19 protein-coding genes are annotated in these 26,450 nt (G+C 66.5%); 12 read left to right on the forward strand and 7 right to left on the reverse strand.

Annotated elements, in window-relative coordinates; all coding sequences use genetic code 11:
* Positions 1-86: 86 nt before the first annotated feature.
* Positions 87-1,697 carry a peptide chain release factor 3 gene (locus ACP159_RS03560; protein ID WP_425098263.1) on the forward strand — a complete coding sequence of 537 codons (1,611 nt, stop codon included), beginning with the start codon at positions 87-89 and terminating at the stop codon, positions 1,695-1,697.
* Positions 1,698-1,912: 215 nt separating this feature from the next.
* On the forward strand, positions 1,913-2,611 hold the full coding sequence (locus ACP159_RS03565; RefSeq protein WP_425098264.1) for a VPLPA-CTERM sorting domain-containing protein: 699 nt from the start codon (positions 1,913-1,915) through the stop codon (positions 2,609-2,611).
* Positions 2,612-2,715: 104 nt separating this feature from the next.
* Here the strand turns inward: ACP159_RS03565 and ACP159_RS03570 are convergent, their stop codons facing one another.
* Together ACP159_RS03570 and ACP159_RS03575 are read right to left on the reverse strand one after the other, a co-directional pair.
* Complete coding sequence (locus ACP159_RS03570) at positions 2,716-4,503, reverse strand: OmpA family protein (protein WP_425098265.1); 1,788 nt, start codon at positions 4,501-4,503, stop codon at positions 2,716-2,718.
* 115 nt (positions 4,504-4,618) lie between these two features.
* Positions 4,619-5,869 carry a vWA domain-containing protein gene (locus tag ACP159_RS03575; protein ID WP_425098266.1) on the reverse strand — a complete coding sequence of 417 codons (1,251 nt, stop codon included), beginning with the start codon at positions 5,867-5,869 and terminating at the stop codon, positions 4,619-4,621.
* Between the two features lie 98 nt (positions 5,870-5,967).
* Here ACP159_RS03575 and ACP159_RS03580 point away from each other — a divergent pair, with 98 nt between their 5' ends.
* Entirely contained in the window at positions 5,968-6,567 is a 600-nt protein-coding gene (locus ACP159_RS03580; RefSeq protein ID WP_425098267.1) for a hypothetical protein, read from the forward strand.
* A gap of 29 nt (positions 6,568-6,596) precedes the next feature.
* Here ACP159_RS03580 and ACP159_RS03585 read toward each other — a convergent pair whose 3' ends face one another.
* Entirely contained in the window at positions 6,597-7,508 is a 912-nt protein-coding gene (locus tag ACP159_RS03585; protein ID WP_425098268.1) for an AAA family ATPase, read from the reverse strand.
* Positions 7,509-7,717: 209 nt separating this feature from the next.
* Here ACP159_RS03585 and ACP159_RS03590 point away from each other — a divergent pair, with 209 nt between their 5' ends.
* The 8 genes from ACP159_RS03590 to ACP159_RS03625 all read left to right on the forward strand — a co-directional run bounded on the left by ACP159_RS03590 (position 7,718) and on the right by ACP159_RS03625 (position 17,464).
* Positions 7,718-8,740 (forward strand): glycosyltransferase family 2 protein, encoded by a 1,023-nt coding sequence (locus tag ACP159_RS03590; RefSeq protein WP_425098269.1) that lies wholly within the window; start codon positions 7,718-7,720, stop codon positions 8,738-8,740.
* Positions 8,737-9,381: a hypothetical protein gene (locus ACP159_RS03595; protein ID WP_425098270.1), complete on the forward strand. Its 645-nt coding sequence runs from the start codon at positions 8,737-8,739 to the stop codon at positions 9,379-9,381. The genes ACP159_RS03590 and ACP159_RS03595 overlap by 4 nt, the downstream gene beginning before the upstream one ends.
* Positions 9,371-11,707, forward strand: coding sequence for a glycosyltransferase family 2 protein (locus tag ACP159_RS03600; protein WP_425098271.1), 2,337 nt, complete (start codon positions 9,371-9,373; stop codon positions 11,705-11,707). The genes ACP159_RS03595 and ACP159_RS03600 overlap by 11 nt, the downstream gene beginning before the upstream one ends.
* Before the next feature lies 1 nt (position 11,708).
* Entirely contained in the window at positions 11,709-12,410 is a 702-nt protein-coding gene (locus tag ACP159_RS03605; protein WP_425098272.1) for an FkbM family methyltransferase, read from the forward strand.
* A 4-nt stretch (positions 12,411-12,414) separates the two neighbouring features.
* Positions 12,415-13,455: a glycosyltransferase family 2 protein gene (locus ACP159_RS03610; RefSeq protein ID WP_425098273.1), complete on the forward strand. Its 1,041-nt coding sequence runs from the start codon at positions 12,415-12,417 to the stop codon at positions 13,453-13,455.
* Positions 13,456-13,588: 133 nt separating this feature from the next.
* Positions 13,589-14,521 (forward strand): phosphoadenosine phosphosulfate reductase, encoded by a 933-nt coding sequence (locus ACP159_RS03615; protein ID WP_425098274.1) that lies wholly within the window; start codon positions 13,589-13,591, stop codon positions 14,519-14,521.
* A gap of 178 nt (positions 14,522-14,699) precedes the next feature.
* On the forward strand, positions 14,700-15,734 hold the full coding sequence (gene pyrC / locus ACP159_RS03620) for a dihydroorotase (protein ID WP_425098275.1): 1,035 nt from the start codon (positions 14,700-14,702) through the stop codon (positions 15,732-15,734).
* Between the two features lie 458 nt (positions 15,735-16,192).
* On the forward strand, positions 16,193-17,464 hold the full coding sequence (locus ACP159_RS03625) for an MFS transporter (protein ID WP_425098276.1): 1,272 nt from the start codon (positions 16,193-16,195) through the stop codon (positions 17,462-17,464).
* Between the two features lie 211 nt (positions 17,465-17,675).
* On the opposite strand, the gene ACP159_RS03630 is transcribed toward ACP159_RS03625, so the two are convergent.
* The 3 genes from ACP159_RS03630 to ACP159_RS03640 all read right to left on the reverse strand — a co-directional run bounded on the left by ACP159_RS03630 (position 17,676) and on the right by ACP159_RS03640 (position 23,188).
* Positions 17,676-19,892 (reverse strand): right-handed parallel beta-helix repeat-containing protein, encoded by a 2,217-nt coding sequence (locus ACP159_RS03630; protein WP_425098277.1) that lies wholly within the window; start codon positions 19,890-19,892, stop codon positions 17,676-17,678.
* 258 nt (positions 19,893-20,150) lie between these two features.
* Positions 20,151-20,417: a hypothetical protein gene (locus tag ACP159_RS03635; protein WP_425098278.1), complete on the reverse strand. Its 267-nt coding sequence runs from the start codon at positions 20,415-20,417 to the stop codon at positions 20,151-20,153.
* Positions 20,414-23,188 (reverse strand): glutamine-synthetase adenylyltransferase, encoded by a 2,775-nt coding sequence (locus ACP159_RS03640; protein ID WP_425098279.1) that lies wholly within the window; start codon positions 23,186-23,188, stop codon positions 20,414-20,416. Before ACP159_RS03640 ends, ACP159_RS03635 begins: the two co-directional genes overlap by 4 nt.
* 99 nt (positions 23,189-23,287) lie before the next feature.
* On the opposite strand from ACP159_RS03640, the gene ACP159_RS03645 reads away from it, so the two are divergent.
* Positions 23,288-23,755 (forward strand): YbaK/EbsC family protein, encoded by a 468-nt coding sequence (locus ACP159_RS03645; RefSeq protein WP_425098280.1) that lies wholly within the window; start codon positions 23,288-23,290, stop codon positions 23,753-23,755.
* Positions 23,756-23,901: 146 nt separating this feature from the next.
* Here the strand turns inward: ACP159_RS03645 and ACP159_RS03650 are convergent, their stop codons facing one another.
* On the reverse strand, positions 23,902-26,439 hold the full coding sequence (locus tag ACP159_RS03650; protein WP_425098281.1) for a penicillin-binding protein 1A: 2,538 nt from the start codon (positions 26,437-26,439) through the stop codon (positions 23,902-23,904).
* Positions 26,440-26,450 lie beyond the last annotated feature (11 nt).

The following is a 26,450-nucleotide window of genomic DNA, read 5'->3' on the forward strand; positions in this document are numbered from 1 at the left end:
CCCGGCCTGCCGCCCGTCACCAGCGCCGGGTGCCTTGTTGATCAACCCACATTGCCCATCCCCCCATTCCACGCTAAAGCGCGGCCATGCTTGACAACCGCCCCGCCCTTCCCGCCGAAATCGCCCGCCGCCGGACCTTTGCGATCATCTCGCACCCGGACGCCGGCAAGACCACGCTGACGGAAAAATTCCTCCTCTACGGGGGCGCCATCCAGATGGCCGGACAGGTGCGCGCCAAGGGCGAGGCGCGGCGCACGCGGTCGGACTTCATGCAGATGGAGAAGGACCGGGGCATTTCCGTCTCCGCCTCCGCCATGTCCTTCGACTTCAAGACCGGCGACAGGAATTACCGCTTCAACCTCGTCGACACCCCAGGTCACTCGGACTTTTCCGAAGACACCTACCGCACCCTGACGGCCGTGGATGCGGCGGTCATGGTGATCGACGGCGCCAAGGGCGTGGAAAGCCAGACGCAGAAGCTCTTCGAGGTCTGCCGCCTGCGCGATCTGCCGATCCTGACCTTCTGCAACAAGATGGACCGCGAGGCGCGGGACACCTTCGAGATCATCGATGAGATCCAGGAAAACCTCGCCATCGACGTGACGCCCGCAAGCTGGCCCATCGGCATGGGCCGCGATTTCATGGGTTGTTACGACATGCTCAACAACCGTCTGGAACTGATGGACCGCGCCGACCGCAACGTGGTTGCCGAGTCGATCAAACTAGACGGTCTGGACGATCCCCGCCTTGCGGACCACATCCCCGCCGCGCTGCTGGACAAGCTGCGCGAGGAGGTCGAGATGGCCCGCGAGCTGCTGCCGGAATTGAACCCGCAGTCCGTCCTCGAAGGGCATATGACGCCGATCTGGTTCGGCTCCGCGATCAACTCCTTCGGCGTGCAGGAGTTGATGAAGGGCATCGGCACCTATGGCCCCGAGCCGCAAGTACAGAAGGCCGAGCCGCGCGAGATCGCGCCGGAGGAAACCAAGGTCGCCGGGTTCGTCTTCAAGGTGCAGGCGAACATGGACCCCAAGCACCGCGACCGCGTCGCCTTCGTGCGCCTTGCATCCGGCCATTTCGAGCGCGGCATGAAGCTGACGCATGTGCGCACGAAGAAGCCCATGGCAATCTCCAACCCCGTGCTCTTCCTCGCCGCTGACCGCGAGCTTGCGGAGGAGGCCTGGGCTGGCGACATCATCGGCATTCCGAACCATGGCCAGCTGCGCATCGGCGACACGCTGACCGAAGGCGAGGCGATCCGCGTGACGGGCATTCCCTCTTTCGCGCCGGAACTGCTCCAGACCGTGCGCGCGGGCGACCCGATGAAGGCCAAGCACCTAGAGAAGGCGCTGATGCAATTCGCCGAGGAAGGCGCGGCCAAGGTCTTCAAGCCGATGATCGGCTCCGGCTTCATCGTTGGCGTCGTGGGGGCGCTGCAGTTCGAGGTTCTGGGCAGCCGCATCGAGCTGGAATACGGCCTGCCCGTCCGCTTCGAAGGCTCGCAGTTCACCTCCGCCCGCTGGGTCACGGGGCCGAAACTGGCGGTGGAAAAGTTCGTCAATGCCAACAAGCAGCACATCAGCTATGACCACGACGGCGACGTCGTCTACCTGACGCGTCTGCAATGGGACATCGACCGGGTTGTCCGCGACTACCCGGACATCACGCTGTCAGCCACGAAAGAGATGATGCAGTAACCGAAGACCTCGTGTCTTCGGCTGCCGTGGCGAAGTCGCAGTTTTGCAAGGCAAAACTGCCGACGCCTACACCATTGCCATGGCGGCTGGCCGTGTCCGCTCTCGAAATAGCCCCCGTCCACTCACTCGCAGATAACCTCTGCGGGAGAAGCATGTTAACGAATCCCTTAAAGTTGTGTAGTGTTGGCGCAGAGACATTTTTAAGAGGACAATTCATGATCATCAGAACTTTTGCGGCCCGTGCGGCGCTCGGCTGTGCCGCCCTGCTCGCCAGTCCGGCCATTGCCGCCACGATAACCGCTTTCGATGCCTCCGGGAACCCGCTGGCCGGGATCGTTGGCAGTGTCGACATCACCGAGTCCCTCTTCGGCACCGTCGGGACTTATAACGTCACCAACAACATCACCGGCGCTGGCCGCGCGGACCTGCACGGCTTCGGCGTATCGAACGTGAATACGACACCTTGGGTCGGAACGGTCGGCGACACTTTCGGCTGCGCCAACGCCGTCGGAAATCCCGACTATTCCAACATCTGCTACGATGCGGTCGTGGTCGACGCGTCGAACTGGGCGACCGCGTTTCCCGAAGTCTTTTCCGGCCTCACCCTGTCGTTCCAGGACGTCTTCGGCGACTTTGCCAGCGTCGTGGGGACGGACAACGTGTTCAACTACTACTACCACTCGGACGGAAGCCTCGGCGCGGGCGGGTCGATCGACAACTTCTTCGGCTTCGAGGGTTTTGCCGTCGCGTCGAGCATCATCGGTGCCTTCGAGTACGGTGGCGGTAACTTCGGTTACTTCACCGCAGGCGTCGCAGGCCCGGGCGGCCCGGAAGTGCCGCTGCCCGCCGCAGGCTGGATGCTGCTTGCCGGTCTCGGTGGCCTCGCCGCCATGCGCCGCCGTCGCAAGGGATGACCGCAGCAGTCGGAGACAGCAAACGGTCGCCTGAACACAGGCGACCGTTCTCTCTTGGGCGTCCGCGATAGTATCCGGGGCAAGCGCCCCGGACCACGCTTGCGTCAGTTCAACAGCGGCGTGATGCGGCGCACCGCGGCGCGGCGGTTGACCCGTTCGGCTTCCGGCGTTTCGACCAGCAAGTCGCTTTCGCCATAGCCTTGCAGCACCATGTTCTCCGGCGGCACCTGGAAGTATTCGGTCAGCGCCAGCGCCACGCTTTCTGCCCGGCGGTCGGACAGGGCGAGGTTGTAGGAGTACTGGCCCACCGCGTCGGTGTGGCCCTCGATCAGGAACACCTCACCCGGGTTGCGCTCGATCATGTCGCGCATGGCGTTGCCGAGTGCAGCAAGTTCCTCGGCCTCCTCGGCGCGGATCGCGGCAGAGTTGGTCTGGAAGTTGATCGTGTCCACGCTGATCTCCGGCACCAGACGGCGCACGGCGTCGATGTTGCGCACCTGCGCCAGCGAGAAGCGACGGTTGACCGTCTCCGGCTCCTTCGCGGCCAGCGCGGCGGCCAGTTCGTCCGCCTGCACGTCGCGGAAGTTCACCGTGGTGCGGTCCGTGGTCTGCGGCAACTGGTTGACCACCACCTGCTCAGTCTCCTGCGTATCGTCGAAGAGCACGACTTCCGTGCCGTCGGTGAGGGTCCGCGTGCGGCGCAGCACCCGGCCGTCGGCGGCGCGGATCGTCTCGACGCTGGTGCCGTCCTCGTAGGTCACGACGTTGCGGGTGGAGCCATCGTCATAGCGATAGGTCTGCACATCCGCGCCCGGACGGCGCAGCAGCGCGTCATCATTCCGCAGCACGCGCAACTGGCCATTGTCCTCGATCACCACGCGGTCGCCGCTGTTGGACACAACCTTCTCGTTGTCGCCCAGGATGTCGGCCAGCGCCACGGCACCAAGGCCCAGCAGCGCCGCCCCGGCGAGCGTCTTCGCGGTGTCGTTGTCGTCGCGGTCTTCCGCCTTGGCATCGCCGGTCACAGGGATGCGGGTCGTCCCGTCGCGGTTCGTGGCATTCAGCACGTTGGTGACGAAATCCTCGGTCGAGCGGCGCACGTCCTCCTCGGAGACGGTCTCCTCGGTCATTTGCGGCTCGTTGCCACCCTCGGTCCCAGCTGCGGCAGCAGCGGCTGCGGCGGGGCGACCGTTGTTGTCGGCCACGGCATCCGCCTGCTCCTGCGCGGTCAACTCGCGAATCCGGTTCTCGATGTCCTCGGCGTTGGTGGTCTGCACCGGCTCGCCTTCCGGGGCAGGCGGCGTCGCTTCGGCTGCGGCGGCGTCCTGCTCCTTCTTCTTGAGCGCATCGGCGATGTCCTCGGCGGAGGCCGCAGGCGCACCACGTTCCGGGTTGGCTGCCGTCTCGGTTTGCTGCGGTGCAGGCTCGGCGGGTGCCTCGGCAACCGGCGCTTGCGGAGCAGCTTCCGCGGCGGGCGTTTCGGCGGCCTGCGGGGCCTCTGCAGGCGCGGGGTCTGCCGGGGCCTCTGCGGCCTGCGGAGCCTCGGTCGGAGCCGGTTCCGCCGGGGCCTCCGCAGCCTGCGGCGCATCAGCCGGTTCCGCCGGGGCCTCAGCCGCGTTCTGCTGCTCACCCTGGGGCTCTGCCGCCGGGTCCTGCCCGCCGCCCATTGCCGCCAGACGGGCGCTCACGTCGTCACAGCTCAGCTTCCCGGGCAGCTTGCCCTTGGCCTCGCAAAGTTTCATCAACTCCTCGAGCTGCGCCTCGTCCATCTGCTCGATGGACTTGAGCGCCCCCATAAGATCCGAGCGGTCCGCATTCTGTGCGACAACCGGCGTTGCGCCGGCGAGCGCGACCGAAACCGCCGATACGGTGGCAAGCAGGGTCTTTTTCATATCGTGTCCTTTCCTCCATCCCCGTCGGATAACCTCCGAGGGGGGCTTTGGAGACAGGAACGCCGCGACACGCCTGCGGGTTTCACGATGCCGGGATATCCCGGCGATATTTTGCCTAAAGCAGCTGCATCAGCCGCTGTTTCTCCCCCATGTCGTCGGGGCGGGAGATGGCTTCCGCGAGGTCCTCCAGCGAGGCAATCGAATGCCCCGCGCGGAAGCTGTCCACATGCGGCAGCATCGCGCGGATGCCCGTCGCCTTCGGCGCGAATCCATCCCAGCGCAAGAGGGGGTTGAGCCAGATCAGACGGCGCGAGGACAGGTGCAGCCGCTCCATCTCCTTTTCCAGCGCCCCCGCGTCATCGCGGTCCAGACCATCGGTGATGAGCAACACCACCGCGCCCTGCCCCATGACCCGGCGGCTCCATTTGTGATTGAACTGATGCAGGCACTGGCCGATGCGCGTGCCGCCCTCCCAGTCATGCGCCTCCGCGCCAGCCGCTTTGAGTGCCGCATCCACGTCGCGTGTTGCCAGATGGCGGGTGATGTTGGTCAGCTGCGTGCCGAAGGTGAAGGCATGCACCTTCGCCCAGCCCGCCCCCTTCTCGTTCGCCACCGCATGCAGGAAGTGCAGCACCATGCGGCTGTACTGGCTCATGGAGCCGGAAATGTCGCAGAGCACCACGAGGTTGGGCCATCTTGGCCGGGGTTTGGCCCGCTGGATCGTCCGCATCTCGCCGCCCCTGCGCATCGCCTCGCGCAACGTGCGGCGGTAGTCCAGCCGCTCGCCCTGAGGCGCGGCCATGGAGCGGCGCGACTTGATCGGCTTCACGGGGAGTTTCAGCCGCGCCAGCATCCGCTTCGCCTGCATGATTTCCTCGGTCGACATCTGCTCGAAATCGAGCGTCCGCAGCTTCTCCTCCGCCGACATGGTCATGGAGGCGTCGATCTCGATCTGCTCGCCGTCCTCGTTCTCCTCCGGCTGCGGCAGCTCGGGCATCTGATCCCCCAAGAGCGCCTGCGCCGCGCGCTTCTCCGCCGCCGCCGCGATCTTCTCTTCCTGGACGCCCCTTACGGCCGGGAGCATGAGGCTCATCATGTGTTCGAGATACCGCGGATCGCGCCAATACAGGCGGAAGATCTGGGCAAAGACCACCCGGTGCTCCGGACGGTTCACGAAACAGGCATGCAGCGTCCAGTAGAAGTCCATCCGGTCGGTGAACCCCGCCGCCTCCACTGCCCGAACGGCGTCGATGACCCGTCCGGGACCAACGGGCAACCCCGCCCGCCGGAGTGCCCGCGCGAAATGAATGATGTTCTGCGCAAGCCGGGGATTTTCGGGGATTTCAAGCGGGATGTATTCAGCCATGGCGGGACTATCCGCCGAAGTCCGGGGCAAGACAATGCGACGTTTGCATGATAGCCTCGGCGCATGCTCCCTTTCTGACCGAACCGATCCGATACCGCATGAATCTCTTCACCGACAGCAAGACCCCGGCCATCCTGACGATCTTCCTCGCTGTCGTCGGTTTCTACATCTCCACCGTGGTCAAGGAAATCCGTGCGCTGCCGGTGCTGACCTATGCCTTCGAGACGACAGACGCGGGCGCAACCCTCACGCTCAAGAACGTGTCCCTCGCCAGCCTCGTGCCGGATACCCGCTTCGAGATCGCCTGTGTTGATCAACGGGCCGAATGCCTTGCCGATCTTGGCGGCAGTTTCCATCAACTCGGCCGTGTCGCCCCGGTATCCCCCGCGAACACGCTGGGAAGTTCCGATGCCTCCGGGGCGGTGCTGCGGGCTACGCTCGTGCCCGGCGCCATCGTCACGCTCACGGTCAAGGCCGCCGGCAACATGCCACTGGAGTTCTTCTACACGGCGGCAAAGGATGACCCGCAGGCGGTGCTGCTGCTCGACGCCCACAGTCCCACCGCCCTCTTCGTCGACAACTACTTCGACATCATGGTCATGGCCTTTGTCCTCGCGCTGATCGGGCTGGCAAGCGTTATCCTCTATCCGCTGCTGCCGCGGAAATCCTCCGCCGCGAGCACCGAGGCTGCGGAGTGACAGCACGCGGCGGCAAAGCCTGCCTCTGATCAGGCCGCGTCCAGCGACTTCTTCACCTCGTCGAGGATGCGTTTCGCCTCGCCACCCTGGATCTTCTGGATGTCGTCCTGGTATTTCAGGATCGCGCCCAGCGTGTCCGAGATGACCTCCGGACTCAGGTCCACGACATCCAGCGCCAGCAGGCACTTCGCCCAGTCGATGGTCTCCGCCACGCCGGGTTTCTTGAAAATGTCCTCGGTGCGCAGGCTTTGCACGAAAGCGACGATCTCGCGGCTGAGGGTCTCCGCCACCTCCGGCGCACGGGCGTTGAGGATTTCGACCTCGCGATCGAACTGCGGGTAGTCGACCCAGTGATAGAGGCAGCGCCGTTTCAGGGCGTCATGCACTTCGCGGGTGCGGTTGGACGTCAGGATGACGATGGGCGGCTCCGGCGCGACAATGGTGCCGATCTCCGGGATCGTGACCTGGAAATCCGACAGGGCCTCCAGCAGGAATGCCTCGAACGGCTCGTCCGTGCGGTCCAGTTCGTCGATCAGCAGGATCGGCGCGCCGTTCGCATCGGGGCGCATGGCCTGCAAAAGCGGCCGCTCGATCAGGTAATCCGGGCCGAACAGCTCCCGGTTCAGGATCTCCCGATCCGCCGCACCGCCCGCCTCCGCCGTGCGGATGGCGATCATCTGGGCGGGGAAGTTCCATTCGTAGACCGCCGAGGAGGCGTCCAGACCCTCGTAACATTGCAGCCGGATCAACCGCCGACCGAGGCAGACGGCCAGCGCCTTGGCGATCTCGGTCTTGCCGACGCCCGCCTCCCCTTCGAGAAACAGGGGCCGACCGAGTTTCAGCGACAGGAAGACCACGGTGGCCAGAGCCCGTCCGCAGACATAGCCGGTCTCGGCCAGCCGCGCCTGAACCGCGTCGATGGATTGGGGGATTTGCTGCATCTGGGTCCTCCTTGGACCCTAGAGGTGCCCGCCCGGACCGGCGCGGTCAATAGCGCCAAGGTCGCAGTCCGCCTTGATTTCCAAGGCCATTATTGACCCGGTAACCCCTTGCTGCGATGTTTGCAGGCAACATGCAGCGGGGATGCACCCCGCGCAAGACGCCATCCGGGACCGAGCAGCATGTCCTTATCGCCCGCGGGAACGCCGTCATGCGCCTGACCGCCGTGACCTGTGTGAAGAACGAAGGCCCGTTCCTCTTGGAATGGATCGCCTTCAACCGCCTGCTTGGCGTGACGGATTTCCTCTTCTATTCAAACGATTGCACGGACGGGACGGACGTCCTGCTCGACGCCCTGGCACGGCGCGGCGGCGTCAGGCACCTTCCGAACCCGGCAGAGGGGCGCAACTACCAGATGGAGGCGCTGAAGGATGCGGCGCGGCAGCCCTTGGTGCGGGAGGCGGACTGGGTCTGGATTGCGGATGTGGACGAGTTCCTGAACATCCACGTCGGCAACCACACCATTCCGGCGCTGATCCACGCCTGCGGCAATCCGTCCGCGATTTCCGTGACCTTCCAGTTCTTCGCCAGCGGCGGCATCGACCGGTTCGAGGACCGCCCGGTGATCGAACAGTTCACCTGGTGCCACAATCCGAACCTGTGGTGCGATCAGAGCGCCATCGAGGTCAAGTCCCTCGTGCGCCGCGATTTTCCGCTGCAATATTATGGTGCGCACCGGCCCTTTGCCCGCGGCGAGGTGGCGCAGGACGCCTGGCGCGATGGCTCCGGACGCCCGGTGCCGCAGAAGTTCCTCACCGCGGCCAACCCGCGCCGCATCCGCAAGTTTCCCGCCCATGGGGCCCGCCGGTTCGCCACGTTGAACCACTACGCCTTGCGTTCGCTGGACAGCTACCTCGTGAAGAACGACCGGGGCGACGTGAACCGTGAAGGGCGGGTTTTCGATGACACCTACTGGCGCGAGCGAAACGATGCGGCCTGGCAGGACCGAAGCATCGCGCGGTATCTGCCTGCGCTGAACGCCGCCCTCGCCATCCTGAAACGGGACCCCGAGATCAAGGCCCTGCACGACGCCTGCGTCGCCGCCCATATCGCCAGGCGCGATGCGCTGATGGCACAACCCGACTACGCCGCGATGTACGACCACCTCAAGTCCCTGCCCACGATCCCCCCGTCGGAACAGGCGCTGATCGACGAGTTGGAGATGGGCGCATGAGGCGGGTCAAGCTGGTCAATCTTGGCTTGCCCAAGAGCGGCACCACGACGCTCGCCGAAGCCCTGACCAGGGGCGGATGGCGGGCTGCCGATCACAAGGTCCGGCGCATCCATTCGCGCAAACAGGGCCTTGGCGGCACCTTCATCGCGCGGCAGCTCTACAATGGCTATTTCAACTCCGGCAACCCCTTCGAATTCCTCGATCTTTACGATGCGCTGACCGAAATCAGCGTGCTCAAGGCCGACACCTCGCTCTGGCCGCAATGCGATTATCCGCTGATCAAGGCGATGCGTCTCGCCCGGCCAGACATGCTCTTTGTCGCCACCTGGCGGCCCGCGGCGGAGCTTTCGGACAGCATGCGGCGCTGGAACAACCTCGGGAAGGACCGCCTGCCCTCCGGCACCCTGCCCGGCCTGCCACGCGGCTACGGCGAGAGCGACGCGGAGCGCATCCGCTGGATCGAGGGGCATTACGCCATGCTGCGCGACATCTTCGGCGACGATCCGCGATTTCTTGAACTGCCTGTCGGCGCGGAGGACGCCCGCGAAAGGCTCGCCGCCCATACCGGGCTCGACCTGCCATGGTGGGGCCGCGCCAACGTCAACCTCGAAAACCCCGCCGAGCGTGCCGATGCGGATTGACCTGCATATCGGCCCCGATGCAGTGCTGACCGACCGCCTCCAGCGCATCCTGGAGGCCAAGCGGGCGCAGCTGGGCCGCAAGGGTGTACTCTTCCCGCGCTCCCCCGGCGGGCGCAACCACACGCGGCTGTTCATGGCGGTGACGGACCCGGACCGCGTGGACGTGCTCCGCGCCGGGCGCGGGTTTGCCGATGCGGACAAACAGGCGGCCCTGCGTGAAGACGTGATTGCCGGGCTGCGGCGGGAGGTGGAAGGCAGCGGAGCGGAGGTGATGATCCTCTCCTGCCACCAGCTTGGCACCGGGTTGGTCACGCCTTCGGAACTGACGCGCCTGCACGACCTGCTGTCGGTGTTCTCCAACGATATCAGGGTGATCGCCCATCTGGACGATCCCGCCCGCATGCTCCTGCGGCGCTACGCCGGGCAGGTCTTCGACGGACGCGGCAGCGATCTTTCGCTGGAACTCGGGCTTCTTGACGCCCCGGATTTCGGCGCCGCCGCCCGCGCCGCATTGCCCGACCCGGACCCGGACACCAGCGTCTTTCCCGAGGTTCAAGGCCCCGCCTTCTGGCTCGACGTCAAAGGCCTTCAATCCGCGTGGACGGCGGTTTTCGGCGCCGGCACGGTCCATTTCCGCAGCTTCGATCTTCCCCAGCTCTATTCCGAGCGCGGCACCGAGGAGGTCCGCGAAACCTTCGCCATCGCCCCCCGCATCGGCAAATGCGACCCGGAGACACCGCCGACACTTCCGTCAGCGACCTGGCTCACCCGCTGCCGCCTGTTCAACGAGGCGCTCTTGCGGCTGATCGCGGCGCGGAACCTGATCGTGCCCCGCCCGCTCTGGCGCAAGTTCCTGACCGAACTGAAGATGCACGGACCCGCGATGGACCCGGGCGCCCTGCACGCCGTTTCCCGGCGGTTCCGGAACGACCTCGCCGACCTGTGCCGGAAGCACCCCGGCCTGACCCCCTCGCACCTCGTCCCTGACACCGAAACGAGTGCCTACGCCGAAGCCGACCCGCAGTTCGGCTTCCGCGCCACGCAATACCTCGCCGCATGGGACTGGCGGATCATGCAGGGCGACCGGGAGGCGCGGGCCGAGGCGTCGCCGGACCCGGCAACGCTCGACATGATCGACGCGGCTCTGAGTCCCGCCGCCCGAATCCTCCTGCCGCCCCGGGCAAAACAGACCTTCGCCCATATCGCCACATCCGTCTTTGCGCCGCACAACCGCCTCGGCGCGGTGGACGAGGAACAGCTTGCCGCCGCCTATCCCGAGGTGCCCCGCGACAAGCCACAAGGCTCCACCGGCCGTGTCATCATCGGCTGCATGAAGAACGAGGCGCCCTATATCCTCGAATGGATCGCCTATCACCGCGCCATCGGCATCGACAGCTTCCTGATCTACACCAATGATTGCGACGACGGTACGGAGGCGCTGCTCAGCCGTCTTCAGACCCTCGGCATCCTCGAACACCGCGACAACGCCCATTGGACCGGAAAATCCCCCCAGCAATTCGCGCTTGATGCCGCGCAGTCCGAACCGCTGGTGCAAAAGGCCGACTGGCTGATCCATATCGACGTGGACGAGTTCATCAACGTGCGCTGCGGCGACGGCACCCTCGATGCCTTCCTCGCCCGCGTTCCGGATGCCACCAATGTCGCCATGACCTGGCGGCTGTTCGGCCATGGCGGCGTGACGGAACTGCGCGACGATCTGGTGATCGACCAGTTCGACACCTGCGCCCCCGCCTATTGCCCCAAACCGCACACGGTCTGGGGGTTCAAGACGATGTTCCGCAACATCGGCGCTTACGAGAAGCTATCCTGCCACCGTCCGAACAAACTCGCCCGGGGCATGGAGGCGCAGGTCAAATGGGTGAACGGCTCAGGACAGGACATGACGCTCGAAGCGATCCGCAACGGCTGGCGCTCGTCGAAGCGCTCCATCGGCTATGACCTTTTGCAACTCAACCACTACGCACTGCGCAGCGCCGAGAGTTTCCTGATCAAGCGGCAACGCGGCCGAGCCTTGCACGTCGACCGCTCCATCGGGCTGAATTACTGGATTCGCATGGACTGGTCCGGGGCGCGGGATGTGACGATCAAGAGAAACATTCCCCGGGTCCGCGCCGAAATCGCCCGGCTCATGGCCGATCCGGAGATCGCCCGGCTGCACCGGGAGGGTTTTTCCTGGCACAAGGCGAAGGCGAGTGAACTGCGGAAAAATCCAGAATTCGCAGAGCTTTACGCGCAGGCCCTCGCGTTGCGCCTCAATGAGACCGAACGGGTGGCCTATGCGCTGTCCCTCGACATGGAGAGTTGAAATGGACGGAGCACAGGACAGCCCGAAGGACCCCTTCCTGATCTCACGCGGGATGAAGATCCCCAAGGACCCGCAATTGACTCGTGGCCGGGTGCGCGGGGCGCTGAAGGCGGATGAATACGAGAAGAAGGAATGCGAGGCGGTGATGCGCGTGGTGCGCCCCACCGACACGGTGCTCGAACTCGGCGGCGGCATCGGCTACATGTCCACCCTGCTCTCGGCAGTGAAGAAGGTGCAGCGCGTGGTCAGCTACGAGGCCAACCCGGCGCTGATCCCCTACATCCGCTCCGTGCATGCGGCCAACGATGTGACCAACGTGGACCTGCGCAATGCACTGCTGATGCCGCAGGCCGGCCCGCAGATCCCGTTTTACATCCGCAGCAATTTCCTGGCCTCCTCCATGCATAACAGCGTGGATGCCGAGGACATCGTCGACACCGCAATGATCGAGCAGCATGGCATTGCGGAGGTTCTGGCGGCGGAGCAACCCAGTGTCCTTGTCTGCGACATCGAAGGGGCGGAGGCGACGCTGCTGCCCGCCGGGGATTGGTCGAACCTGCGTCTCGCCATCATCGAGTTGCACCCGCAATGGATCGGCCCCGAGGGGGTCCGGGCGGTTTTCGACGCCATGCACCGGGGCGGGCTGACCTATTTCGCCAAGGCCTCCGAAGGCAAGGTGGTCTGCTTCCGCCGCGACTGGTGAGCCGATGCGGATCACCGCCGTCCTGTGTGTGCGCAACGAGGGGGCCTTCCTGCTGGACTGGCTCGCCCATCATCTCGCCTGCGAGGTGACGGATTTCGTCGTGCTGTCGAACAACTGCCAGGATGGCACGGACAGGCTGCTCGATACTCTGGCCAGGCACATCCCGCTGACGCATATCCGCAACGACGGCCCCTACGACAAGGGCGGCATCCAGTTCACCGGGCTGAAACTGGCGGACAAGGCCGAGGCGGTGCGCCGGGCCGACTGGCTCCTCGCCCTCGATATCGACGAATTCGTCAACGTCCACGTGGGCGCACGCACCCTGCCCGACCTGATCGCCGCGGTCCCGGAGGCCACGGCGTTCACCCTGACATGGCGGCTGTTCGGCAACGCGGGGGTGGAGCGATACGAGGACAAGCCCGTGCCGCAGGTCTTCACCCGCGCCGCGCCGGAGATCCTGTACTGGCCCTGGCGGGCGGCGATGTTCAAGACGCTGTACCGCAACGATGGCACCTACCGCAAACTCGGCGTGCACCGCCCGCGCAGCCCGGACAAGGCCCGCCTGGACGGGGCACATTGGGTTGATGGCAATGGCAAGGCGCTGCCGCAGGTCTACCGGACCGAGCGCATCTTCTCCCACTACGGCAGGCCGCTTTATGACCTCGCCCAACTCAACCACTATCCGCTTGGCGCGATGGAGAGCTACGTGCTGAAGGCCGACCGGGGCCGCGCGGTGCACGAGGGCGACCGGCTCGGCATGGACTACTGGGTGGAGCGCAACTGGGGTGACGCGGAGGACCGCAGCATCCTCGCGCTGTCGGAGATCAGCAGCGCGCGCCGCGCCACACTCGCCGCCCTGCCCGACGTCGAAGCGTTGCACGATGCCGCTGTCCGGTGGCGCAAGACCCGGTTCGACGCGCTGATGACGCAGGAGTCCAACCGGGCGCTTTACGCCCGGTTGCTGATGGCCCCCCCGGCGCGGCCCATACCGCGCGAACAGGCGCGGATGCTGACGGAATACGCGCTGCGCGACCTGTCCGGCTGATCCGGCGTTAACCTGCCCTTAACCCAATAGCCCGCAATTTTTCTCGCATTTTGCACAATTTGGCCCGAAACCGCGGACATTGTTTCCGGTAAACGTGCTGGTACAGGTGCGAAGCAGAGGACCGTGCAGACCCATGGCTGAAGCCCAGAGTAAATTCCCGCCGGACCTGTCCGGCCTGTCCCGGGGCGACTGGTTCGCCGCGCTGCGTCGCATCGGCAAGGACACCGGCTTTGCCGAACCGCTGGGCCGGATGCACGCGGGCATCTTCGTCGAGGACGGCGACACCCTGCTCATCACTTTCGAGACCGTCCCGGGCATCGAGGCGCTGTCGCAGACGCGCACCCCCTTCGGTTTCGAAATGACCGGCGCACTGGGCTGGTCCTCCCTGTCCATGCTGGCGCATCGCGACACTTGGTTCCGCGACCCCAAGGTCTTCGAATTCTTCGACAATCTCACCGACGATGGCTTCTTCGACGATTTCGAGACGGTGATCTTCTACGGCGCGGGGCCCTGCGGCTACGCGGCTGCGGCCTATTCGGTGGCGCATCCCGGTGCGCGGGTGCTGATGCTGCAACCGCAGGCGACGCTCGATCCGCGCGTGACCGAATGGGACGATCGCTTCACCGAGTTGCGCCGGCTGAATTTCACCGCGCGCTATGGCTATGCGCCGGACATGGTGGACGCCGCCGCCCGGGCCTATGTGCTCTACGACCCGCGCGAACGGCTTGACGCCATGCATTCGGCCCTGTTCGAGCGCAAGAACGTCACGCGGTTCCGCATGCCGTTCTGGGGAGACGCTCTGCAAAGCGACCTGATGGCGCTGGACCTGCTGCCGAAGCTGCTGGAGGCAGTCGCCGAAGACCAGCTCGACACCGCCAGCTTTGCCGCCCTGATGCGCGCCCGTCGCGACTATCCGCCGTACCTGCGCAAGCTGCTTGCCAGGACCGATGCCGACGAACGCCTCGCGCTGTCCCGTATGCTCTGCGCCAACGTGGTCGGCCGCATGCATGCGCCCCGGTTCAAACGACGGCTGGCGCAGATCGACGGCGAGGAAGAGGCCGGATAAGATCAAGTCTTGCCCGAAGCAGGTGCCGGAACCGGCCGCCTGACAGGACTCCGGGCCGATCTGCTCTCAACACAGCGGCGCCCTGGTTTCGGCGTGGCACGGGTCGGTGCGTATCCCGTCCCGGCCATCCACCCAAACCCTCTGGCGCGACATGCGCCGCCATGCTAACGCCGCTGGCATGAAAACGCTCACGATCCGCCGCCCCGACGACTGGCACCTGCACCTGCGCGATGGCGCGATGCTGGCCGGTATTGCCCCCGAAAGCGCCCGCCATTTCGGCCGTGCCATCATCATGCCGAACCTTGTGCCGCCGGTGGTGACCGCGGCGCAGGCCAGCGCCTACCGCGAGCGCATCCTTGCGGTGCTTCCCGAAGGCGCGGACTTCCAGCCGCTGATGACGCTCTACCTGACGGAAGAGACCGACGCACAGGACCTCGTGCAGGCGCACGGGGACGGCATCATCACCGCCGTCAAACTCTACCCCGCAGGCGCCACCACCAACTCCGCCTCCGGCGTAAAGGATTTCGACAAGGTCCGCCCGACGCTCGAGGCCATGGCCGAGAACGGCGTGCCGCTCTGCGTGCATGGCGAGGTGGTGGACAGCGACGTGGACATCTTCGACCGTGAGGCCGTTTTCATCGACCGCGTGCTCGATCCGATCCGCCGCGCGACGCCGGGCCTGCGCGTCGTCATGGAGCACATCACCACGAAGCAGGGTGTCGACTACGCCCGTTCCGGAGGCGAGACGCTCGGCGCGACGATCACCACACATCATCTGGTGATCAACCGCAACGCCATCCTCGTTGGCGGGATCAAGCCGCATTACTATTGCCTGCCCGTGGCCAAGCGCGAGGAGCACCGTCTTGCCCTGCGCGAGGCAGCCACCTCCGGCGACGCGACCTTCTTCCTCGGCACGGACTCGGCCCCACACATCGATCCGCTGAAGGAAAACGCCTGCGGCTGCGCCGGCTGCTTCACCGCGACGAACACACTGTCGATCCTCGCGGAGGTCTTCGAACAGGACGGGGCGCTGGACCGACTGGAAGCCTTTGCCTCCCTCAACGGCCCGGCGTTCTACGGCCTCGCTCCGAACGCGGCCACTGTCACCCTGACCAAAGGCGAGCCGGTCTCCTACCCGGCGAAGATCGAAACCGGCGCGGGCTCCGTGACCGTCTTCGATCCGATGATGCCGCTGCATTGGCGCGTCGACTGACTTCGCCAAACGCCGGGTTTCACGGCATCGAAGCCCCGCGGGACTTTTGCACCGGCGCCGCTCATATCTTGCCCGTCGATGGGGTGAACAAAACGCATCGACTCGCTGTTTGCCAAGGACGACGGGCAGAGCGGCACGACGTGCATCCTTGATCCGGCAATGGTCGGGGTGTGCGGGACTCCGACTCCCCCCGCGATAACCCGCTCTATCGCGAGATCCTGCTGCACGCGTTGGTGCATTGCATCCAATGGCAGAGCGGCGCAGCGAAGCGCTGGCCCTGCATCGCCCTCGGCGAGCCGGAGGCCTGCCGTCCGGGCGGTAGCGCGACGCGGCCAGCCGTCAGCAAAGACCAAGAGCCACGCGCCGGGCCACCGTCCAAAAACGACACAAGGTCGCAAGTCGGGCAGACGCCGCCCGCGATCCGCAGTCATTGGCTGCACACTGTTTGAGCAGACGCCATGCATGACCGCCGTATTCCCGAGTGGCTGCGCCACGCCCCCGCGCCGAGCGTGCGCGGTTTTGCCGGTCTTGCGGCGATGGAAGCCATTGCCCGCGGCATACTCATCTCGGTTTTTCCCGTCGCCATGTACGAAGCCCTCGGCGACGCGCGCGCGGTGTCCGAAGTCTATTTCCTCATCGGCACGCTCTCGCTCCTGATCGGGCTGCTCGTCCCGTACCTGATCCGCTTCGTTCCGCGCTGGTGGGTCTACGTCACCGGGGCGCTGACCTTCGCCACGGGCAGCACCCTCGCCACCCTGCCGGAGCCGGGCGCGCCGGTCCTCGGCCTCGCCCTCACGACCTTTGCGGTGGTGATCACCTTCGTCTGCTTCAACGCCTACGTGCTCGATCATGTCGCGCGGATCGACCTCGGCCGGTTCGAGACCTCGCGGCTGTTCTCCAGCGCACTTGGCTGGACTGCCGGGCCATGGCTCGGCACGGTTCTGCACGGCTGGTGGCGGCCCGCGCCGTTCCTGATCGCGGCCTGCGCCGCGCTCGTGATGCTGACGATCTTCCTCGTCATGCGTCTCGGCAACGGCCGCCTGATTGCCCGCCGCCGCAATCCTCCGGCCAATCCCTTCGCCTATTTCGGCCGTTTTCTGGCGCAGCCACGCCTCGTCACGGGGTGGATCTTCGCCGTGGTGCGCTCCTGTGGCTGGTGGGTCTACATGGTCTACCTGCCGATCTACGCCGTGCAGAACGGTCTCGGCAGCCAGCTCGGCGGCATTGCGCTCTCGATCACCAATGCCACGCTGTTTCTGACACCGCTGATGCTGCGCTTCATGATGCGCCGCTCGGTCCGCACCGCCGTGACCACGGGCTTCCTGATGGCGGGAGCGCTGTTCCTGCTGGCCGGCACGCCGGGCAGCCCTCCGGCGCTGACCGTCGCGCTCCTGATGGCCGGATCGGTCTTCCTGATCCTGCTGGACGTCTCCGCCGGGCTGCCGTTCCTGCTGGCGGTGAAACCCTCCGAACGCACCGAGATGTCGGCGATCTATTCCAGCTTCCGCGACGTCTCGGGCATCCTGACGCCAGGCGTCGCCTGGGTGGTCCTGCTCGCCGCGCCCGTGTCCGGCGTCTTTGCGGCGGGTGGCCTCGGGTTGCTGGCCACCTGGGGTCTTGCGCGCACCCTGCACCCGAGGTTGGGACAGGCCCGCATCGCGATGGAGGGGGCGGCGAAACCCGCCCGGCCCGTGCTGATGACAGGCAGCACAGGCCCAGCGACTGATTGACGCCATTGCACTCTGTCCCCGACCGGCGCAACGGCGCCGCACCTGCCCTTGTTCGCGGAACAACCAGGTTCGGTTGTCGTCACGTGCGGACTTGCCGGGATGGTTTGCCTGAGGTTCCGGATGGGGTTCCCTCCCCCCTGGGGAGGGTCAGGGTGGGGAAAGGACAGCGTGGGGATGTGCAGGGCCGGAGAGAATCCGTCCGTCCCCGACCCTATTCCTTGTTCCCTCGTCGGCTCAGGTTCCCCGCCTTCGCGTGGATGAAGAACGCGCCGCTCGGGTTGCCGGTCAGGTCGTTGTTCTCATAGGTCCCCGCGCCACCTTCCAGCACCTCGATGGCGTAGTAGCCGCTGCGGCTGATGCGGTTGCCGCGGAACATCGGGCTCGCGCCCGCCTGCACCACCACGCCGGAGTAGGCGTTGCGGAAGATGTCGTTGTTCTCGATCACCCCCCGGGCATTGTCGAGCAGGAACAGCCCGCCCTGTTTGCCGTCGCGGATGGTGTTGCCCTTGATCCAGGGGTCCGCGCCGGTGCGCACCTCGATGCCCGCAAAGGCGTTGCCGTAGATGGCATTGCCCTCGATCCGCGCCAGGGCGTTGTCGGAGGCCAGGATTCCGCCTTCGCCGCCATCGCGGATCACGTTGCCCTTGATAACCGGATTGTCGGAGCCGCTCAGCGAGATGCCGACAAGGCGGTTGCCGTGGATCGTATTGTCCCGGATCTCGCCCCGGCCCGCCGTATTGACGAAGACGCCCTGCCCTTGCCCGTCGCGGATGGTGTTGCCCGTCACGATGGCCTCGCCCCGGTCGCGGATTTCCACCGCGGCGTAGGTGTTGCCGTAGAGGACATTGTCTTCGACCGTGGCCTTGCCGTCTTCGAAGATGAAGACACCGCCCTCGGCGCTGTCGTGGATTTCGTTGCGGCGGACCATGCCGTCCACGTTGGTGCGCAGCACCACGGCGGAGAGGCCTTTGGACGTGATGTCGTTGTCCTCGATGGTCACCGACCCGGCCTTGACGTCGATGCCGAAGTACCGCCCGCCCGCCTGGCGGATGGTCAGGTTGCGGATCGCGCCGGTGTCCGCTTCCCAGGCAATGACGTTGTCCTCCGCCACCTCCAGCACGATGTCGGCGCGGTTGCCAACGCCGACGAGATTCACCGGTTTGGTGATGTCCAGCCCCTCGGTATAGGTCCCCGGCAGGATCTCGATCGTCGCGCCGTCCTTCGCGGCCGAGACCGCCTGCGCGATGCTGCGGTAATCGCCGCTGCCGGTGGCGGAGACGCGGATCGCGCCCGTCTCGCGTGGCGCGGCGGCGGTCAGGGTCGGCTTGGCCGCCGGGGCGGCGGGCGCGGCAGGGGCGGCGGCCGTGTCGGAACACTGCCGCTTGACCATCGCCCGGGCCATGATCGCGAAAGTGTGGCGCTCGCATTGCGCAAGGTAGGCCTCGTAGCCACCGCAGCCCAGCTGCTTGGCCTCGCCCCAGAGCGCATCGCAGGAGTCCGTCTCGGGCTTCGCCGCCAGACGCGGCGTCTCGGCCATCGGCGGCTCGGGCTTCGGCAGGGGTGCAGGCACGGGCGCGGCGGCCACAACCACCGGTGTCGTCCCGGCGGCGGCTTTCAGCACCGTCGACTGCGCGAGGATGCGGCGCATCGGGATCGCCATGTTGAAACCGGTGCGGTTATCGCCGGCGTGGTGCAGACCGATCACCCGCTTGTCGGTGATGCGGATGACCGGCGAGCCGGAGTTGCCACCAAGCGTGTCGCAGGTGTGGACCAGCTTGCCCTCCTGCGAGATCGCCGGCGTGGCGGCGGCGCAGCCCTCGCGGGAGATGTGCTGCGACTGGCCCTGCGGGTGGCCGATGATCCAGAGGAACTCGCCATCCTCCGGGTCCTCCGCCGCCAGTTCCATGATGCCAAACTTGGCCGAGGGGTTCCCGAACACCCGCAGCACCGTGTAATCGAGCGAGCGGTTCGTCTCCACGATCTGCGGCGAGACGGTGTAGCGCGTCGCCCCCTCGCTGCGGCCCGGCTGGATGTACCCGGCCACGAACTGGGCCGCCTGGATGTTGCTGTCCGCGCCGGTGGGATCGCCGTCCATGCCGGGGATGCAGTGGTGATTGGTGACGATGTGCTTGTCATCGACGATGAACGCCGTGCAGAAGCCGGTCTGACCGTTGGCATAGAGCGTATCGAGCCGCCCGATCGGCCGCCCGAGCCGGACCGCCGGGGAATTCTCGCCATACTCGATGATCGGCTCGTTCTGGTAATCGCCGAACGCCTGTTCGAGCACGAAGCCACCGGGCGAGCCTGCTGACTGGCGCGGCTGGATGACGATGTTGCCGAAATCGTCGGGATCGAATTGCGCCGGGGCCTGGGCGTGGGCGGCAGCGGTCAGGAGCAGGAGAGGCAGGGCAAGAAAGGCGCGGCGCATGGTCAGTGTCCCGGTAATGACGCGGATCGAATGGAGGCAGGGTAGCGCAAGGAGAGGCCCGGCACCAAGTCCGGATTTCCGGTCAAATCGAAGGGACGCCCCGGGAACATCCCACCCCCACCCCGGCCCTCCCCGGCGGGGAGGGTGACCCCGCCTCTACAGCGTTTCTGGTTCAACCTGAAACATCGGGAGGCACGCATGTCCCGGGAATACAAAGTATGGCAGGGTATGCGTGCCTCAAGTCTAACCAGAAACGCTTCAGCGCTCGCGCGAGCGATACCCACCGCGCCGCCTCGGCGTCTTCATGCCGGCCAGCCCCTCGCGCAGCACCTGCGTCATCGGATGATCCGGCGCGTCCGCTCCGTATTGCGCCAGAAGGGTCGCGATCAACGTGTCTGTCTCCACGTCCGACGGCGCCGACAGCGCCCAGTCGAGAAAGATCGACCGGCATTCCGGCGCCGTGATCCCCTCGATCCGGTAGGCCTCCCGGATCAGCCCCTTCGGGTCCGTTGCGTCACCTTTCATGCCTCGTCCTCCACCTGCGGCAGCGCCGCATCAATGTACCCTGCCGCCGCCTCGGCGGTCCGGTTGAATGCCGCCCCCAGGGTCTCCATGTCGTCGAACCCCGTCAATCGGGTCAGGAAGGCACAGCCTCCCGCCCCGAGGGTCTCCGGATCGAGTGCCTTGTCACTGACCAGCCGCGCCCCGATCTGGATCGCCCAGGCCAGCGCATAGGCCTCGCGCAGCGCTTGCCGGCCGTCCTTGCCGAGCCAGTCCGCCGCAAGCAGCGCCCGGGGCACCTGCCGCACCGGCTTGCCCGCGATCAGCGAGGCCGCCTGCGCGATCAGCTCGATCTCCTGCATCTTGCCCGGCCCGAGTTTCGGCTCCCACGGCCCGCCCGCGCCCTTGGCGGAGGCAATGCGCTGGCGCATCCTTGCCACCTCCGTCAGGACCGGCCCGGCCTCGCGCGGCGTGCTCAGAAGCTCCAGCCGGAACGCCTCCACGTCCGCCGCCAGCCCGGCATCGCCCGCGACCACACGTGCGCGGGTCAGGGCCAGATGCTCCCAGGTCCAGGCCTGCGTTTTCTGATAGTCCTGGAACGCCGCGAAGGACGTCGCCACCGGCCCCTGGTTGCCCGACGGCCGCAGCCGCATGTCGACTTCGTAGAGCTTGCCCTCCGCCATCGGTGCGGTCATCGCGGTGATCAGAGCCTGCGTCAGGCGGGCGTAATAGGTGCGCGACGGCAGGGGCCGCCGCCCTTCCGAAGCCTCCACCCCGTCCGGATCATAGATCACGATCACGTCGAGATCGGAGCGTGCATGCTGCCGCGCCGAGCCAAGGCTGCCCATGCCGAGCACCACCGCTCCGCGCCCCGGCGCGTCTCCGTGCTTGCGTGCGAACTCGCGCTGCACCACCGGAAAGAGCGCCCCGAGCGTGGCTTCGGCGAGGTGCGCATAGGCCTGGCCCGCCTCCTCCGGCTCCATCAGGCCCCGCAGCAGATGCACACCGATCCGGAAATGCCCCTCCTTGCCCCAGCGCCGGGTAAGGTCAAGCTGCCGCTCGTAATCCGGCTCGGCCTCCAGCTGCCCCGCAAGATCCTCGCGCAGCGCCTGAACCCCCGGCCAGGGGGCGAAGAACCCGCCGCCTATGACGGCATCGAACACGCTCGAATTGCGGGCCAGGTGCCGGGCGAGGTCCGGCGAGGTGCCGACGATGTCGGTCAGCAGGTCCAGAAGCTGCGGATTGGCCTCGAACAGCGAGAACAGCTGCACCCCCGCGGGCAGTCCCGACAGGAAACCGTCGAAGGCCACCAGCGCCTCGTCCGGTTTCGCGGTCTGCGACAGGCGGCGCAGGATTTCGGGGCGCAGCCGCTTGAAGATCGTCACCGCCCGCTCCGAACGCAGCGCCGGGTAGGTCACCCAGCGCTCGACGATCTCGCTCTTGGCAAGCCCGGTGTCGTCGGACGCGCAGGCCGTATCCGGCGCGAAGAAATCCTCCGTCAGCGCGTGCACGGCCGTCAGCCGGTCCTTCAGTTCGCGTTCCAGATCGGCAAGGTCCCGCCCCATGAGGCAGGCCAGCCGTGCGAAACCCTCCGGCGACTGCGGCAGGTCGTGGGTCTGCGCATCGCGCACCATCTGCACCCGGTGCTCCACCTCGCGGTGGAAGCGGTAATGCCCAGCCAGTTCGTCCGCAACGTCTTGCGGAATCCAGCCTTTCGACGCCAGCGCCATCAGGCCCGGCACCGTCGCCCTCTGGCGCAGGTCGGAATCGCGGCCCCCCGCGATCAACTGCCGTGTCTGGGTGAAGAACTCGATCTCGCGGATTCCCCCGCGCCCGAGCTTCATGTTGTGTCCCGGCAGGGTGATCGCCCCGCCGACGCCCTTGTGCTCACGGTAGCGCAGGCGCATGTCGTGGGCGTCTTGGATGGCCGCGAAATCGAGATGCTTGCGCCAGACGAAGGGCTTGAGCGTGTCGAGGAAACGCTCCCCTGCCGCGATGTCCCCCGCCGCGGGCCGCGCCTTGATGTAGGCCGCCCGCTCCCAGGTCCGCCCGAGGCTTTCGTAATAGCGCTCCGCCGCCTCCATCGCCATGCAGACCGGCGTCACCGCCGGATCGGGCCGCAGCCGCAGGTCGGTCCTGAGGACGTACCCTTCCCCCGTCGGCTCGTTCAGCGTCTGCGCCATCCTGCGGGTGGCCCGCACCAGACTCGCGCGCGCCTCGTGATAGTCGCCGGGATCGTAGCGCGTCTCGTCGAAGAGGCAGATCAGGTCGATGTCCGAGCTGTAGTTCAGCTCTCCCGCCCCCATCTTACCCATGGCCAGCGCCACCAGGCCGCCCGCCTCGTCGAGGCGCGTCTCGTCGCCGCCAGGCAACTTGCCGCGCCGGACCTCCTGCGCAATGGCGGCACGCAGAGCGACCCGAACCGCCATGTCGGCAAACTCCGTCAGCGCTCCGGTCACCGTCTCCAGCGTCCAGACCCCGGCCAGGTCACAGAGCCCGCTCAGCAAGGCCACCCGCCGCTTCGCCTGGCGCAGCCCCGAACCGACCTCCCCTTCAGGCAGCCCGTCCATCGCGGCCAGAAGATCGCGCAAGGCCGCCTCCGGCCCGTCGAGCGCAGCTTCGAGCCAGTCGGCCTCCCGCTCGATCAGCCCGTAGAGATAGGGCGACGAACCACCCGCGCCGGCGATCAGATCCGCCACGGTGCCGCTCGCCCAGCCACAGGCGGCTGACGCCTCCGCCCCCCGGTCGGGTTCGTAAGGGCGTGGCAGGCGGGTCATTCTCAGGTCCAGTGTCATGTGCGCAGATGGACACGGCCCGAGGAAAAGGGCAACACCCCTTGCACCGGCCAAAGCACACCGGCAGGGTGCGCGCGATCAGACCAAGGAACAGACCCCATGAGCAAGAGCCTCGCCCGCGTCCGCCGCGCCCTCCTGGATGCCGGCCTTCCCGACGGCATCGTCGACGTCGGACAGGCCCGCACCGCGCAGGAGGCCGCGGACAGCGTCGGCTGCACGGTGGACCAGATCGCCAAGTCGATCATCTTCCGCGCCGAACGCACCGGCGACGCCGTGCTCTTCCTGACTGCCGGCGGCAACAAGGTCTGCGCGGAGAAAGCCACGGCGCTGGCCGGCGAGCCGCTCGGCAAGGCGGACGCGACACTGATCCGGGCGCAGACCGGCTTTGCCATCGGCGGCGTCTCTCCGCTTGGCCACCTGAACCCGATCCGCGCCTGGCTCGATCCGCGCCTCCTCGACTTCGCCGAAGTCTGGGCTGCCGCGGGCACGCCCCGGCACGTCTTCCCGCTCGATCCCCGCAGCCTGCCCGCACTGACCGGCGCTCAGACGGCGGATTTCACCGAATAGCCCGGCCCCGGGACCACCGGTCCCCCGTTTCTTCTCTTCGACAATACTCCCGCCGGAGGCATCCCGGGCTCAAGGCGACACGGCACCCCGACACAGGGCGCAGACAGACCGTAGGGCGGGGCTTTGCCCCGCCCCGCACCTCAAGCTCAGTAAAGACCGCCCGAGGACAGCGTGCCGAAGCCCGCCTTCGGCCCCACAACCGCCTTGCGGCCAGTCGAGGTCGTCACCTCCCGCGCGGTGCCGCTTTCGTCGGGGCGGATCAGGTCGAAGCTGCCGGAGACCGCGAAACCGCCGTCGAACTGGATGCCGAAGATCGGCTCCTCGCCCTCCCGGAAGCATTCCGCCACGACGTTCGCTCCGGAGGCGCTGTCGCTCAGCCGCGCGCCGGTAAAGCGGTCGATGTTGATGAACTGGCACCCCGGCGGCACGGCAAACTCGCCGCCGCCGTATTTCGCCACCGCCTTGCGCATGAAGCGGTCGAAGACCGGTCCGCACATGCCGCCGCCCGAGGCGCCCCGGCCCATCGGGCGCGGCGTGTCGTAGCCGATATAGCAGCCCGCCACGATGTTGGAGGTAAAGCCGACGAACCACACGTCCTTCGCGTCGTTGGTGGTACCGGTCTTGCCCGCGGTCGGCACCGGCAGGTTCACCGACCCCGCCGCCGTGCCGCGCTCCACCACGCCCCGCATCATCGAGGTCAGCTGGTAGGCCGTTACCGGGTCCATCACCCGCTCGCGGTCGTTGACGATGCGGGGGCTGCGGTTGGCGGGGATCGACGGATCGTCGCAGTCGACGCAAACCCGCTTGTTGCCTTCCGCCGCGTCGTGGCTGTAGATCGTGTTGCCGTAACGGTCCTGAACCCGGTCCACCAGCGTCGGCTCGACCCGCTCGCCACCGTTGGCGAACATGGCATAGGCCGCGACCATCTTGAACAGTGTCGTCTCGTCCGAGCCGAGCGCGTTGGCCAGCACCCGGCCCATGTTGTCGTAGACCCCGAATTTCTCGGCATAGCGCGCCACCGTGTCCATGCCGACCTCCTGGGCGAGGCGAATGGTCATCAGGTTCCGCGAGCGCTCGATCCCGGTGCGGAGGGGCGTCGGGCCGTAGTACTGGTTCGACGCATTCTTCGGCCGCCAGATGCCCTGCGGCGTGTCGATCTCGATCGGCGCGTCAACCACGATGGTCGCGGGGGTATAGCCGCTGTCCAGCGCCGAGGCATAGACGAAGGGCTTGAAACTCGACCCCGGCTGGCGCATCGCCTGCGTAGCCCGGTTGAACACCGAATACTGGTAGGAGAATCCACCCTGCATGGCGATCACGCGGCCGGTATTGACGTCCATCGCCATGAACCCGCCCTGCACCTTCGGCACCTGCCGCAGCGTCCAGCGGATGAAATTGCCCGAGCCGTCCTCGACCATCTCGCGAACGTGGATCACGTCGCCCTTCTCGAAGTTGTCGAAGAGGTTGCCGGAGAACCACGAGGTATCCGAACGCGGCACCACATGCCCGCGCGGATCGTCCATCGCCACGCCCTCGATGCCGAGCACGAGTTCCTGGTCGCGCACCTCCAGCACCACTGCCGGATGCCAGGGCCGGACGAGATCGACATCGCGCGAAACCCGCACATCGGCCAGCGCCGCACGCCAGCTGTCCTCGCTGCCGAGCGCCTCTACCGGGATTGTCTTCCCGGTTCCGTTCCACTTGCCGAGGCCGCGGTCGTACTGCTCCAGCGCGATGCGCAGCGACTTCGCCGCCTCCACCTGCATCTCCGGATCGAGCGTCGCCCGCACGGAATAACCGCCGGAGAAGAACTGGTCCTCGCCGAAATCCTTGCTCAGCTGGCGGCGGATCTCGTCGGTGAAGTAATCGCGCGGCGGCAGCGCCTGTGCGTAGGCTTCGTAATCGCCGTTCTGGACCGACTTCAGCGGCAGCGCGACCTCATGTTCGTAGGTCGCCTGGTCGATATAGCCGTTCTCGAACATCTCGCGCAGCACGTAATCACGGCGCTGTTGCAGCCGCTCCTTGCGCCGCACCGGGTGGTAGTCCGAGGGCGCCTTGGGCAGCGAGGCGAGGAAAGCCGCCTCATGCGGGGCCAGTTCCGACAGGGATTTGTTGAAATAGACCTGCGCCGCCGCCGCCACGCCATAGGCGTTCTGTCCGAGGAAAATCTCGTTGAGGTACAATTCGAGGATCTTGTCCTTGCTCAACGCGCCCTCGACGCGGGAGGCGAGGATGATTTCCTTGATCTTGCGCTCGGCCTTGCGGTCGCCCGACAGCAGGAAGTTCTTCATCACCTGCTGGGTGATCGTCGACGCCCCGCGCACGTCGCGCCCGCGCGACTGCACCGCCTGCACCGCCGCCGCGACGATGCCGCGCACATCATACCCTTGGTGGGTATAGAAATTCTTGTCCTCCGCGCTGATGAACGCGTTCTTCACCAGGTCCGGGATCTCGTTCGCCGGGGTGTACAGACGCCGCTCCTGCGCGAATTCGTCGATCACCTGCCCCTCCTGCGAGTAGATGCGGGAGATCGTCGGCGGCGTGTATTGCGCCAGGCTTTCGTGGCTCGGCAGATCGCGCCCGTACATCCAGAACACCGCGCCAATGGTCAGTGCGACCATCATGAGACCCATGGTGATCACGCTGAAGATGGCGCCGAAGAACGAGAAGATGAAGCGAGTCACGCGCGGGAAGC

Source organism: Tropicibacter sp. S64, from assembly GCF_049803835.1.
In the GTDB taxonomy this organism is placed as follows: Bacteria; Pseudomonadota; Alphaproteobacteria; order Rhodobacterales; family Rhodobacteraceae; genus Pacificoceanicola.